This is a genomic window from Photobacterium halotolerans DSM 18316, assembly GCF_000425165.1.
In the GTDB taxonomy this organism is placed as follows: domain Bacteria; phylum Pseudomonadota; class Gammaproteobacteria; order Enterobacterales; family Vibrionaceae; genus Photobacterium; species Photobacterium halotolerans.
Genome location: NZ_KE384319.1, coordinates 220,280 through 233,001 on the forward strand (window position 1 = coordinate 220,280; position 12,722 = coordinate 233,001).

Genomic DNA, 12,722 nt, shown 5'->3' on the forward strand with positions numbered 1-12,722 from the left:
GTTAGACGCCTTATTTTTTAGCGCTAGTCGGTTGACGTTAGCAACTCATCAACGAGCTCAGGAACAATTTTTGAAGCTGGCCCATAGCGTTTTTCGTCAAACTCACTTTCCACAATGCTTGGCGCTAAGTTGAGCTCAAGGGTATGGGCTCCGTGCATGGCAGCCTCATGAACAAAGCCTGCCGCCGGATAAACTGAACCTGATGTACCAATAGCGATAAAGAGATCAGCCGCAACCAGCGCAGAATATATCTTGTCCATTGCCTGCGGCATTTCACCGAACCAGACAACATTAGGTCTTAACGGCGCCGGAATCTGGCAGCAATGGCAATTATCATCCAGTGAGATATCACCACTCCATTCAATAGTTTGACCACTTTGACTGCACTGCGCTTTAAGTAACTCCCCATGCATATGAATGACATTATGGCTACCCGCTTTCTCATGCAGATTGTCTATGTTCTGGGTAATCACTGTCACCGTACCGTCGAGTTCACTTTCCAAGCGTGACAGCGCATAATGTGCAGCATTGGGTTGGACAGTACCGCTTTCTAACTGTTGACGACGCTGGTTATAGAAAGATTGCACCAGGTCAGGATCTCTTTTGAACCCTTCCGGTGTAGCTACATCCTCGATACGGTGGTTTTCCCACAGCCCATCCTGGTCACGAAAGGTTTTGATCCCCGACTCGGCTGATATCCCGGCCCCAGTGAGGATCACTATATTTCGATAGGGATAATGCATCTTTCCTTGCCCTTGTTAACGTTTACCACAGTTATACCATCGACCGGACAGCAATATAACTCTAACCTTGTCAGACAATAGTCGTAAGGGGAGATATTCAGTAAGAGATATATCTGAGGTGCGAGTGATAAAATTTTCGTCACATTAAAAGTTATAGTGCATTAAAGGAAACGGTGAAGAATAATGAGTCTCGTAAATAAGAATCCAGAGGATGACTCTGCCTGAGCGAAATGTTGTTTCGTCATTTGTATTTTTCCTGAATTTTATCGTCAGAACTATTAATAATATAGTTTATGTATCTTTGTGAAACACGATGAAAACTTTGGAGTATTTATGCAACTTTGAATAGTCTCGTCTATGCTTCACCTGTATCACAATAACAATGGAGTGATGGAAATGAAGCAAAAAGCATTGGCATTATTAGTTACAACACTGTTGGCTAGCCCAGCCGCGCTTGCCGTAACTCTGGAAGAAGGTACGCAAGAATTCGGCTTACAAGGTAGTATGGATTTTGACTATGTTGACGATTATTTATTCCTTTTAAACACCACCTACGGTTATTTTGTGAAAGATGACTGGGAAATCGGCGGTGTTTTGGATGTCAATATGAGTGACAGCACCAAAACCTTCCAGCTTGGTATGTTTACAGAATACAACTTCACGAACGACAGCAACTGGGTTCCTTACCTTGGCGCTGCTGCTCAGCTCGCTAACCTATCGGCAGATGAAGACGATGACATTGATTTTGATATAGAAGATGTCACTGCTTTGAATATTAAAATCGCAGGTGGTGTGAAATACTTCATCAACCCACATGTCGCCATCAGTGCAGAAGTGAACTACAACATCGCAACCGACGATATCAGCGTCACAAAAGACGGTGTTGAAGACAGCTTTACCCGGTTCATTTTTGGTACAAGATTCTACTTCTGACAGCTCCGCCCTTACAACGCCGCAGTAATGTGGCGTTGTAGTTTCTATACATTACAACCTTTTTCGCTTTATTGGCCGGCTTCCAGCCTCACATCTCCCCCTGCTATTCACCTTGTTGTTTTCTACCTGCATCCAATACTTTCAGAAGATCACCACAAAATTTTTCAGGCGCTGTATCAAAAACCAGACAAGTTAGACAAATCAGTCTTGCTATACCTTAAAAAAACACAATAAAAATGTATTGCTGGGTTCGATCAAACTAAGGTTAGCAGGCCGATTATGAGAAACGCTTACCCGTTGTTGGTTTTATCATTCCAGTTACTGACAGGCTGTGGCTCCATGTCTGTTACCAATGATACGCACAATGAAGCCTTCCAAAAAGCATTGCTGCTGGTTGCGAGTAAAAGTCAGCGATGCCCTATTCCGGAAGATGTCATTGATGGTCGCTATCTGGCAACAGGCTTACCTTCAGACTATTCGCCGCCTCCCTTAACTGAGCTATCAATGATCAAAGAAGAAAGTCTCTGGCAAATTCTCGCTAAAGAAAGCACTCTTCCGGTACCAAACAATGCAAGAGTGCGAAACTATAAGCAGTGGTATCTGAACCGGCCACTACATCTCAAAACCGTATCAAAGCGCGCTCAACCCTTTCTTTATTACATTTACCAAAATGCCCAATCTCGTGATCTACCTATCGAACTTGTTTTATTGCCTTTTATAGAAAGTGCATTTGATCCCTATGCCTATTCACAGCAAGGTGCAGCTGGACTGTGGCAAATCACGAAACCAACAGGTAAATCATTCGGATTACAATTTCGGCCTGGATATGACGGCAGGCTTGATATTATTGCATCGACTCAGGCCGCTCTTGATTTACTGGAATATCTTCATCATAAGTTCAATGGTAACTGGCTGCATGCGATTGCCGCTTATAATTCCGGTGAAGGCAGAGTTCGCAAAGCAATCAAAGCCAACAAAGCGCTGGGTAAACCAACCGACTTCTGGTCGTTAGCATTACCCCGGGAAACAGAGCACTATGTCCCTAAACTACTGGCATTAAGCCAGATAATCAAAGAAGAGAGCCATACCTCTCTTCCTTTGGTATACATACCCAACAGCCCTGTACTGACCTCAGTGACGATAACACAGCAAGTCCCCCTTGCTCAGATAGCCAGTGATGCAGGATTAACCGGAAAAGCACTGTATCTGCTAAACCCGGGGTACTCCTCCGGGCTAACATTAAGGCAGGAACAAAGTCAGTTACTTATACCCAAAAAGCAACTCAATCACTTTTATAAGCAGCCTGAAAAATTACACTATGTTAAAAATAAATACAGCGTCCGACATATTGAACCTGGCGATTCCTTATATAAGCTTGCCACATTAAACAACACATCGATCAGTGACATAAAACAAGCTAATCAGTTAGTGAATAATAAAATCCATGCTGGTCAGCTTTTGCTTATTCCAGTCAAGTAGTATTTATTCCGGAGCCCTGCCATTCACAAATTGCCAGGCTTGATTAATTTCCCAATCAGGCTGAATGGCTAATTTCATCACCTCACCCATATTGATTAACAACTTAACGTCTGACTGATTATGCGACAGTGCCAGACCGACAATAACCCCGGCGAGTAAACAAGCCGGAGCAATCAGGCTACGGATAGCCATCAAGCTTGTCAGTGCCAACACCATCAGAATAGTTGCTATATACAAATGCCCTGGAAATTGTGTAAAAAACGCAACATAAATAGCAACGGCCTGAATGGTTACGCCCACACCTAAAAATACGATTGTCATTAATTCACCACAAATAAATATTTTTATCTTATTTTTTATGATTATAGACACATATTTTGTCATTGGATGAAATTCTGATCATCATTTTTTTATGTGAATTTTTTCCGACTTATACCGCAATTCTCAACCTGATTTTTAAAACAAACTATACTGAAAGTATAGAAAGTGCCTTTCCTGAATGAATGAAAGGACCATAACAAAAGTAAGACGTTATCTGGAGGGAGTATTCATGCATCATGACGAAATGATCGTACCAAGCGCATTTGGTCTAATCAGCCGGACAGCAAGTGTGGCCGGTTTTATCTTAGCGGCAGGACTGCTGTTGATGATCTTTTAAACTCAACTCACTGACGTAACCAACTGAACGCCGACTGCCTGAGCTTGAAGCTGGTATTCTGGAGCGAATGCATTAATAGCTGCAGGCTGCAACTGGCTCAACCACACGAGATAAAATTTGGGTACTCAGCCAGCAATACTGACAGAGTACCCATTAGCATGCAGTTTCCCTACCGCTTATAATATCTGGCTCTTCTACACGCACAGATGGGTGATTCAGCAGAGCTGTTTACAGCTCAAAGGTCTCGGATAATACCCTAGTATGTGATTTGTTGCATCACTTTTGTTTTCGCCTTTGAATCAAATCCGCGTTCTGCCACATTTCCAGCTGGCTAGACCATTTACTCGGTTGATATCAGGTAAACTATCAGGATTACGATGATCTAAGGTAGTTCCAACTCAATGTTTTTAGATTCTTACTTCGCCGAGCATAATGGTGCTTATACATTTACCCGCGAACAAGCCAGCCATTTTGCCAAAAAAGTCGCTGGCGATTTCAACCCAATCCACGATGCCGATAACAAACGCTTTTGCGTTCCGGGTGATCTCCTCTTTTCTGTCATGCTGGCAAAAACAGGATTGAGTCAGAAAATGCGTGTGGAATTTGCAGGTATGATCACCGATGGCGTTGCCCTGGCTATCAACACGAAATCATCCAGCGATCTGTCACTCGTCGATGAAAAAGGCAAAGAATACCTTCACGTCCTTCGCGAAGGTGAAATCACCCACAATACCAGCCTGATCGAAACAGTTACCAAGAATTATGTGCAATTCTCCGGAAAGAATTTCCCGCACATCATGGTGCCTTTAATGGAATCCAAGCAGGTAATGATCAACCCTGCCCGCCCGCTGGTTATCTATGAAAGCATGGAGCTGGAATTCAGCCGGCTGGACCTTGAAGCACCAACCGTTGAGCTGACTGATTCAATCCTTGAATCTGACGGTAAGCGTGGCAGCGTAACGCTGGCATTCAGCTTTACAGAGCACGGTGAAGTGGTAGGTGAAGGCCGCAAACGTATGCTGATGAGTGGCCTGAAGCCATATTGCCAGAATGACATTGATGATCTTGTCGCCCGCTTTAACGCCAGAAAAGAAGCTTATCAGGCTGCATAATCTGCCGAATGTGTCTGGAAACCTTAAACCGCTTCTAGACACATTTTACTCCGCCTGCTACATTTCATGCACTTAACACCCATTTATTACTTTGGAGGACACAAGATGATTGTATTAACGACTCACTGGGCACAGAAACAGGCAAAGAGCCAGTAAGCGAAAGAGATAACAGGACACACACTCCCCGCTTCTGCCCTTCCCGCTTCTATTGCCCGGTTCTGAATAACCGGGGACATATTGCCCCTGAATTTTACCGTTTCAGTTAATGACGCCTGTGCTGCGTCAGGGGTAAACACATCATGACAACAACGATTTCTACACCAGTGTATTCTTTACAAGAACTTGGTTGGAAACCTTATTTTCAACAACTGCTGTCTCTCGACGAATGGGATCAGGTGAAACCAGCCCGGGTATGTGCCTTACACAGAAACCGGCTGGACGTTTTCTCAGAGCACGGCCACTTGTCGATACCTGTACTGCCTAATATGCCTGAACTCGCTGTCGGAGACTGGGTATTACTGTCTGGCGAAGACCATTTCGTCCGTCTGCTGGAGCGCTTTTCCCGCTTCTGGCGAAAAGCCGCAGGCAGCAAAATTGAAGAACAGCTCATCGCCAGCAATGTCGATACCGTGTTTATCGTTTGCTCTCTGAACCAGGATTTTAATCTCAGTCGTATAGAGCGCTATCTGTCGCTTGCGCACCAGTCTGGTGTTGAGCCGGTTATTGTTCTGTCTAAGGCCGATTGTGTTGACGATCCTACCCTTTTCGTCGAACAGGTACGGCACATCGATAACATGTTGTTGGTTGAGTACGTCAATGGGTTAGACAGTGTCAGTGTCGCCAAACTGGCGCCTTGGTGCAGAACAGGAAAAACGGTTGCTTTCCTGGGCTCATCGGGTGCGGGAAAATCCACCCTGGTCAATACCCTGCTTGCCACTGAAGCGCAGCAAACAGCCAGTATCAGAGAGGATGACAGTAAAGGCAGACATACCACGACCGCAAGATCTCTGCACCTGATACAAGGCGGTGGTCTTCTGCTCGACACACCAGGTATTCGCGAACTCCAGCTGGCCGACTGCAGTGAAGGGCTGGCAACCACCTTCGCGGATATCGAAACGCTGGCAGAACAATGCCGGTTTGGCGACTGTGCTCACCAGTATGAGCCTGGCTGCGCCGTACTGGCAGCCATTGAATCCGGCGAGCTTGAAGAGCGCAGGTTGCGCAATTATCTCAAGCTGAACCACGAAGTGACCTTCAATACTGCCAGCATTGCAGAGAAACGTGCCAAGTCTAAACAGCTGGGCCGCATGTATCGTACGATACAAAGTACTAACCGGAAGCATAAAAACCGGGAGTAACTCACGGCTAAAACAACAACGCCCTCTACAACGAGGGCGTTTTATCAGGGTGAAACAACCTTACTGTTCAGTGATCAGCGAACTTTCAGGTGAGGCAACATCGGTTTCGCGGTGTAGCCTGATGGCGGCCAGCGGACCAGTCAGTAATGTGAAGACCATCAGCAATGAAACAGGTACGGCCGTAATCACAATAAAAGATTGCAGGGCATTCAATCCCCCATCACCGGCCAGCAGTAATACCGCGGCCACGGCCCCCATTGCGATCGCCCAGAACAAACGATGCCCTCTGGCCGGTTCATTCTTACCTGAGGTCACCATAGCAATGGCATAAGCCATAGAATCCCCGGTTGTAACAACAAAAGTTGTTGTCAGCACCAGAAAAGCCGGAATGAGCCATTCACTGAAAGGCAGCTGAGACAAGGTTGCCAACAACACCGCAGGCAAGCCCCCTTCACTTAAGGGTTCTGAAATAACACCAGGTTGAGTCAGTTCAAAATAAATACCCGAACCGCCCAGTACAGTAAACCAGAAATGGGTCACCAGAGGCGCACCAATAGCCACTGTCATGACCAACTCCCGAATACTGCGGCCAACCGTGATGCGGGCAATGAAGATTGCCATCATTGGCGCGAAGCCGATGAACCAACCCCAGAAAAACCATGTCCACCAGGCGTTCCAGTCCGGAGAAGCGTTTGTCAGGCTCATCGCAGGAAAGTGCTGGATATAAACAGTCATCGCCTCGGCAAACTTTTCAAAGATGAAACCGGTTGGCCCCAGCAGCAACATCACCAGCAGCAGCAATACGGCGACTATCACATTAAAGCGGCTCAGCCACTGCAGCCCCTTATCCATTCCTGTCGCTGCAGATAAAGAATAAATCGTGACCACTACCGCCAGCAAACCGATCTGAGTCAGTACCGAGTTATCCAGTCCGGCGACAACATGCAGGCTGTAACCCAGTTGTGAGGCTAAAAAGCCTATCGGACCGATTGTGCCCGCGGCGACGGCAAGGATTGAGCTTGCATCAATTACCGAACCCAGCCAGTGATTTTCCAGTCGGTCACCCACCAGCGGATACAGCAAAGCTCTCGGTCTGAGCTTGATCCCTTTCTGATGATGCGCATACATCAGCACAATGGTTGCTAATGTACCCAGCACGGCCCAGGCCAGAAATCCCCAGTGCAAAAAGCTTTGACTCAGCGCAGGCGCAACCGTTTCTGGCTGACGCGCCGCCAGGCCATCAAAGGCTGGCGGCGTGGTAACAAAGTGGTAAATAGGCTCAGCGGCAGACCAGAATACACCGCCACCAGCGAGCAGAGTACACATGATCATGGCAGTCCATCGAAACTGACCGATTTCAGGCCGCTCAGTATTACCGAGCTTTATTTTGCCCAGGGGTGACAGCGCCAGACACAGTGCCAGAATAAAGTTCAGTACCATCAGCCATTGCCAAAAGTAACCGAAGCTAGCGGTTGAAAGCGCAAAAAGGGATTGGATGGAAGAGGAAACCCATGACAGGTCTACCAGCGCAGCAATCAGGAAAAGACAGAGGAAACCAATAGTTAGAGCTGAAACCATTTTATCAGCACTATTTTGTTTGGAGGTTTGCATAAAATTCTCACCAGTTGTGTGAGGGGACGCACATTACCAGCTTGAAAACAGTAAATCTAACTCCATGGGCCAAATTAACCGCAAAAAACAGCCAAAACGACGCAAGTGGCGGATTATTGAACAGGCAAAGCTGCCTGCAGTGAAGTTTCTTGCATTCTGAAAAAAAAGTTTGAGATCGAAATAATCTTCAATAACCAGACCCGTCAGATCTGGTTATATTCAAGGGTATCTGAGGTTATAGTTTCACTTTTTGGCAAATGACTTCAGCGAGATAGTGGGTATTCAGGTTTCGTGTCACCAGAGAGGCTTCCATTTTTCCGCTCGCCACCACTTCCAGCCAGTGAGCAGTCATGGCAGTAAACCCTTTACTATCGAGCATGGGGGTCCAGTCTGGCAGCACCAGCGTCTGTTCGCGGCCTTCATTCCATTGCTTACCCGTAGCCAGAGAATCAAAGTGACAGGTCAGATTCTCATAATTGATCGTCACCTGTTCTGCTGTCACACCATTGAGCCGGTTCATTGATGCCTGAAAAATGACTCCATCAAGCTGCCACTCAACGTCCAGTCGCGCCAGCTTTCCCTGGTGAGACTGAGTCACAATATGCAGGTCATTTTCACTCACCTGCCCGGAAAGATTTACGCTGTCCAGCGCATGAATAAAATCGTCAAACACAAAGGTTCGGGTATCGCCTGGCAGATTCAGTCGGTGTTTCTGCCATTTTAAACCCAGTAGTTTCTTACCTTCAGTGACTGATGCGTCGCTCAGATAAGGCTTTATCAGCGGTAAATATCGGCGATTAAAACCAAGGAACAATGGACATTGTTTTTCTTCGGCTAATTCGTAGAGCGTTTCACACTGTTCATAGTTATCGGTAAGAGGCTTATCAACGAAAACGGCAATGCCTTGGTTCAGAAAAAAGCGCGCTATATCAAAATGGGAAGAGGTTGCACTGTGGATCATGACACCGTCTACGCCCTTCGCCACCAGCCCGCGATAATCCGTCACCGCATCCTGAATTCTGTGTGTTCGGGCAAGTTGCTGCAGTGTGTCTTCATTGCGGGTACAGAATACCAGCTCAAGATCCGGCCATTGAGTGAGCACGGGCAAATACGCTTTGCGAGCTATGTCCCCTAAGCCAATAATGCCAATCTTCATCCTTTCTCCTTATTTATCCCCTGGTGACCAGTACAAAAAAGCCCTCGTCTGTGACAAGGGCCTGATTCGTTGATTTGCAAACAACACGCGAACTGATCAGTGAGTTGTCACGCTGTGCTCATATTCAACAACGATTTGGTTGCCACTATACCGCACATTTTTGATATTGCCATCAACTATATACGTATTTGTTAATGTGACAGTGTTCGGCAGACTGCTGCCAATCTGCTCCCTCAGGGAAGGAATGGTAAGGACAGGATCAACACCCATATACTGACAGAACTGACTGACAAAACGATGTTCAAGCGGTAAGTTACCACGCAGAATGTCAGAGAAAAACAGCTGGCTTACCCCAAGTTTCTTAGCCATTTCAATCTGAGTCACCCGCATTTTTGCCTTATAGCTCATCCATGTTTCATAGAGTACTTTTCTGTCTTCTTCTGTGTATTGCATACCTGTTCCTAACGCAAAAAAATGTCAATTCACCGCAATTAAAGCCTAAACCCTGTCAGGAAATGTCAGAAAAACGTTAGGCTTATTCCAAATGCGATCCTCGCAAACCCGCATAGAATCTGGGCACAAGGCAGTTCCCTATCTTTCAGCCAGTTAGAAAACTTACCGTTTCTTGATTTTGGTTATGAATCCAGTTTGCACCGGGGTTATAATCTATAACATTGATCATTAAGGAAGACATTCGCTGACAACATGTTGACTCAGTTGCCTCACCAGCCGCATTGTTCAACGAACAGGATAATCATTGTTATCCTGTGTCTGCTGTTGCTGCCGATCAATAACGCCAGTGCAGCGTTGTTCCCGGCAGTCATGTCAGGCGGATGTCCGCCGGTCATGACAAACACAGGCTGTTGTGCCGATACAATGACCTCGCATGCAAACAAAGCAACCCATATTTCCTGCCAGGACGATATTCAGCATTCGGGGTGTCTACCGCATTGCCAGTCTTCCTGTCATACCACATTGATCCTTCCCGCGCCTTTCGCTGCTCCCGTTTTAATGGCCTCGAGCCAAAGTGACCATCCCTATTTGTCGGGATACTGGGACGAACCGGTCTCAACACTGTTACGGCCTCCTATTCATCGATAAACACAAGGTTACCTTAGTCCTGCCTGGGTAACGCTTTCGATTAGCGCTGCTTTTCGCTCAGAACTGCTCGATTAAAGACTGCCGGGCCTGCATACCCGGCATCACAGATGAATAAAAGGTTAAATGATGAAAAAATCACAATGTCTCCTGACTGCCGCACTGTTGCTGACGGCTCTCCCCTCGATCGCTGCCGATACGATAAAAGGGAAAAATTACCAGTCTCCGTCCTGCGGTTGTTGCAAGGATTGGGTAAAACACATGAACAGCCATGGTTTTGAGATTGAAATGAACATGGCAAATAATCTCCATCCAATCAAACAAGCCAATGGGATACAACCTGAGTACGCATCCTGTCATACCGCTATCATTCAGGGATACGTCTTTGAAGGCCATGTGCCTGCACAAGATGTGCAACGATTTCTGAAGGAAAAGCCCGCCAACCTGAAAGGTCTTGCTGTCGCCGGTATGCCAATGGGCTCACCGGGCATGGAGTATAACGACCAGAAAATGCCGTATGACGTCGTCGCGTTTGATGAAGAGGGCAATACAGTCATCTGGGCCAGCCATCACCAGGCCCAGACACAATAACAGTACAGATTAAGGCCAGGTACGCTGGCCTTTTTTCTTTCGCTAGCTGAGCTTTTTCTTAGCGCTTATTTCTTTAGCAACTTAGCGAACCATTGCCTGTTGGGATCCTGAGTGAGCGCCCAGTGGGTATCCTCTTCTCTCTTCTCCAGATAAACCTGCAAGCCGGTGAAATAACGAAAAGCGGTCAGTTCTGAATCCTGACTGAAATGCGCCAGAAAAGCCTCTTCCAGGTCGGCCAGTTGCGCCAAGGTTGTCACACCGTTTTGCAAAGCCCATTGCACCGCATACGGGGAAACTTCGGTGCGAAAAAGTATCTGGGGTTCAATATATTTGATGCCAACCTCAATGCCCTGACTGAGCGAGACTGTCTGTTCCGACTCAGCTTCTTCCTTCAGCCTCTCACGCAAACTGGCCAGGCTGACGGCACGCTGAGCATCTGAGTAGCCATGGGTGGTTTTACAAAAGCGGATGGCAAACCCCAACTGGTGACGTCCCACCAGCTCTAAGGTTTGTTCGAGATATTCCTGCGGAATGGCGTAACTTTTGGCCAGTTGCTCAACCGCCTGTGAAATATTGGGATAAACAATACCGTTATATTCAACCTGAAAAGCACTGCTTAGCTGCCCCACCGGTTGGCCATCAATCGCCAGCGGCCAGCCCGGATAATTGACTCTGTCCCGTGCAATTTCAAACATCATCCAGGCGCTGTGTTTAAAGCCTTCAAATGCCTTGCCTTCCAGTTCAGAGTCTTCCAGCTCTTCTCTGGTCCATTGTGCGCCTATCTGTAAATGCTTCTGATACTGCTGGTGCAGGCGTCCTTTCACTCTGTCACGCAGTATATCCAGCCCGCTTGCTTTGGTGCGGGAACAAAAGCCATAGCATTCTTCGCAGCAAGGTACTTTGACCGGCGGATCATTATCGTAGTTAGGCTCGGGACGGAACACATGGCATTCATAGTAAGGCTCACCGCAAAACCAGCAGGTATGGCGAAATTCAAATGGCACATCGATAGACTGGACAATCGTCATTACTTAGCTCGGTTTGATTTGCAAAAAGTGCGGCTCATTATGCGGTTCAACCATAATCAGTACAAGGCAAGCGCTTCATTTCTCACTATCACAAAAGAATACCAACAGAGAATTTTGCCTTCCTGATAGCGAACACGCTAAAATACGTGACCGTTTTTTGAATGTGAGTGGTGTGGATGTCTGAACAAAAGCGAAAGGCACTGAAAAAAATAGCCAAATGCCTTGAGTTAGGTAACTCGGCCAACGTCAATGAAGCAGCGCAAGCCATCAAAATGGCTCATCGCCTCATGCTCAAGTACGGCCTGGAGCAAGATGACATTGAATTCATCCAAATGGGCAAAACAAAATCAGCCACCCTGTTACCGTCAGACATCAGTTCACACATATTGAAAATCATTCGTGGGATCAACCGCCGTTTTGGTGTCGAATGTGTGCTGACCAATTACAAAGGGCTCAAACAGGCTGAGTTTATCGGCGTGGCCGAGCGTGCAATTTTTGCCGCTTTTGCCTTCGATGTCGTGTACCGCGAAATGAACCAGCAAACCGGCCAGTTCCGTAACAGCTTTGCCGGTACCGGGGCCAGTGCAAGCGAAGTCACACGCCGTGTTTCCTCTTTCCTTGCCGGCTGGATAGAAGGCGCGCTGGAAAAGCTGCCAATTCTGAACACCGACGATGACCATGACAAACGCATGAGTAATTTCATCGACCGTGAATTTGAAAATCTGGATCGCGAAACCTTCAAAAAACAATTGCAGGAAGCCATGAAGGCAATGACAGATGATTATGAGAAAGGCATGAAAAAAGGCCGTTCGATCTCGGTTAACCGGCCGGTCGGCGGAACACGCAAAGAAGCAACAAAACTGCTGGAGCAGTAACTGCACGGCGCGCAGCATAATTAAAAAACAGCATAAAAAAACAAAATAGTCAAAAAATCCGGTGCCTGTAGAGCACCGGA

12 protein-coding genes are annotated in these 12,722 nt (G+C 46.8%); 6 read left to right on the forward strand and 6 right to left on the reverse strand.

The window, feature by feature from the left end; all coding sequences use genetic code 11:
• Positions 1 to 23 precede the first annotated feature (23 nt).
• The gene (gene cobB, locus H511_RS0110415) at positions 24 to 743 is read right to left on the reverse strand and encodes a Sir2 family NAD+-dependent deacetylase (RefSeq protein ID WP_027252238.1); all 720 of its coding nucleotides are present in this window, start codon (positions 741 to 743) and stop codon (positions 24 to 26) included.
• A gap of 396 nt (positions 744 to 1,139) precedes the next feature.
• Here cobB and H511_RS0110420 point away from each other — a divergent pair, with 396 nt between their 5' ends.
• Positions 1,140 to 1,676: an outer membrane beta-barrel protein gene (locus H511_RS0110420; RefSeq protein ID WP_036759451.1), complete on the forward strand. Its 537-nt coding sequence runs from the start codon at positions 1,140 to 1,142 to the stop codon at positions 1,674 to 1,676.
• 339 nt (positions 1,677 to 2,015) lie between these two features.
• Complete coding sequence (locus H511_RS0110425; protein ID WP_051288059.1) at positions 2,016 to 3,155, forward strand: transglycosylase SLT domain-containing protein; 1,140 nt, start codon at positions 2,016 to 2,018, stop codon at positions 3,153 to 3,155.
• Between the two features lie 3 nt (positions 3,156 to 3,158).
• Here the strand turns inward: H511_RS0110425 and H511_RS23125 are convergent, their stop codons facing one another.
• Complete coding sequence (locus H511_RS23125; RefSeq protein WP_051288061.1) at positions 3,159 to 3,539, reverse strand: hypothetical protein; 381 nt, start codon at positions 3,537 to 3,539, stop codon at positions 3,159 to 3,161.
• Positions 3,540 to 4,214: 675 nt separating this feature from the next.
• Here H511_RS23125 and H511_RS0110445 point away from each other — a divergent pair.
• Together H511_RS0110445 and rsgA are read left to right on the forward strand one after the other, a co-directional pair.
• On the forward strand, positions 4,215 to 4,925 hold the full coding sequence (locus tag H511_RS0110445) for a DUF3581 domain-containing protein (RefSeq protein WP_027252241.1): 711 nt from the start codon (positions 4,215 to 4,217) through the stop codon (positions 4,923 to 4,925).
• A gap of 299 nt (positions 4,926 to 5,224) precedes the next feature.
• Positions 5,225 to 6,283: a ribosome small subunit-dependent GTPase A gene (gene rsgA / locus H511_RS0110450; RefSeq protein WP_027252242.1), complete on the forward strand. Its 1,059-nt coding sequence runs from the start codon at positions 5,225 to 5,227 to the stop codon at positions 6,281 to 6,283.
• A gap of 60 nt (positions 6,284 to 6,343) precedes the next feature.
• Here the strand turns inward: rsgA and H511_RS23130 are convergent, their stop codons facing one another.
• The 3 genes from H511_RS23130 to H511_RS0110465 form a co-directional block, all read right to left on the reverse strand.
• Entirely contained in the window at positions 6,344 to 7,894 is a 1,551-nt protein-coding gene (locus H511_RS23130; protein WP_036759456.1) for a BCCT family transporter, read from the reverse strand.
• A 235-nt stretch (positions 7,895 to 8,129) separates the two neighbouring features.
• Complete coding sequence (locus H511_RS0110460; protein WP_027252243.1) at positions 8,130 to 9,050, reverse strand: Gfo/Idh/MocA family protein; 921 nt, start codon at positions 9,048 to 9,050, stop codon at positions 8,130 to 8,132.
• Positions 9,051 to 9,146: 96 nt separating this feature from the next.
• Entirely contained in the window at positions 9,147 to 9,503 is a 357-nt protein-coding gene (locus H511_RS0110465; RefSeq protein WP_027252244.1) for a helix-turn-helix domain-containing protein, read from the reverse strand.
• Between the two features lie 774 nt (positions 9,504 to 10,277).
• On the opposite strand from H511_RS0110465, the gene H511_RS0110475 reads away from it, so the two are divergent.
• The gene (locus H511_RS0110475; RefSeq protein ID WP_027252245.1) at positions 10,278 to 10,739 is read left to right on the forward strand and encodes a DUF411 domain-containing protein; all 462 of its coding nucleotides are present in this window, start codon (positions 10,278 to 10,280) and stop codon (positions 10,737 to 10,739) included.
• 65 nt (positions 10,740 to 10,804) lie between these two features.
• On the opposite strand, the gene H511_RS0110480 is transcribed toward H511_RS0110475, so the two are convergent.
• On the reverse strand, positions 10,805 to 11,767 hold the full coding sequence (locus H511_RS0110480) for a hypothetical protein (RefSeq protein ID WP_027252246.1): 963 nt from the start codon (positions 11,765 to 11,767) through the stop codon (positions 10,805 to 10,807).
• Between the two features lie 176 nt (positions 11,768 to 11,943).
• Here H511_RS0110480 and H511_RS0110485 point away from each other — a divergent pair, with 176 nt between their 5' ends.
• Entirely contained in the window at positions 11,944 to 12,642 is a 699-nt protein-coding gene (locus H511_RS0110485) for a DUF2786 domain-containing protein (RefSeq protein ID WP_027252247.1), read from the forward strand.
• Positions 12,643 to 12,722: the final 80 nt, after the last annotated feature.

Coding starts and splice junctions, on each gene's coding strand:
- cobB (WP_027252238.1), bottom strand. CDS start 743: ATGCATTATCCCTATCGAAATATAGTGATCCTCACTGGGGCCGGGATA.
- H511_RS0110420 (WP_036759451.1), top strand. CDS start 1,140: ATGAAGCAAAAAGCATTGGCATTATTAGTTACAACACTGTTGGCTAGC.
- H511_RS0110425 (WP_051288059.1), top strand. CDS start 2,016: ATGTCTGTTACCAATGATACGCACAATGAAGCCTTCCAAAAAGCATTG.
- H511_RS23125 (WP_051288061.1), bottom strand. CDS start 3,539: ATGACAAAATATGTGTCTATAATCATAAAAAATAAGATAAAAATATTT.
- H511_RS0110445 (WP_027252241.1), top strand. CDS start 4,215: ATGTTTTTAGATTCTTACTTCGCCGAGCATAATGGTGCTTATACATTT.
- rsgA (WP_027252242.1), top strand. CDS start 5,225: ATGACAACAACGATTTCTACACCAGTGTATTCTTTACAAGAACTTGGT.
- H511_RS23130 (WP_036759456.1), bottom strand. CDS start 7,894: ATGCAAACCTCCAAACAAAATAGTGCTGATAAAATGGTTTCAGCTCTA.
- H511_RS0110460 (WP_027252243.1), bottom strand. CDS start 9,050: ATGAAGATTGGCATTATTGGCTTAGGGGACATAGCTCGCAAAGCGTAT.
- H511_RS0110465 (WP_027252244.1), bottom strand. CDS start 9,503: ATGCAATACACAGAAGAAGACAGAAAAGTACTCTATGAAACATGGATG.
- H511_RS0110475 (WP_027252245.1), top strand. CDS start 10,278: ATGAAAAAATCACAATGTCTCCTGACTGCCGCACTGTTGCTGACGGCT.
- H511_RS0110480 (WP_027252246.1), bottom strand. CDS start 11,767: ATGACGATTGTCCAGTCTATCGATGTGCCATTTGAATTTCGCCATACC.
- H511_RS0110485 (WP_027252247.1), top strand. CDS start 11,944: ATGTCTGAACAAAAGCGAAAGGCACTGAAAAAAATAGCCAAATGCCTT.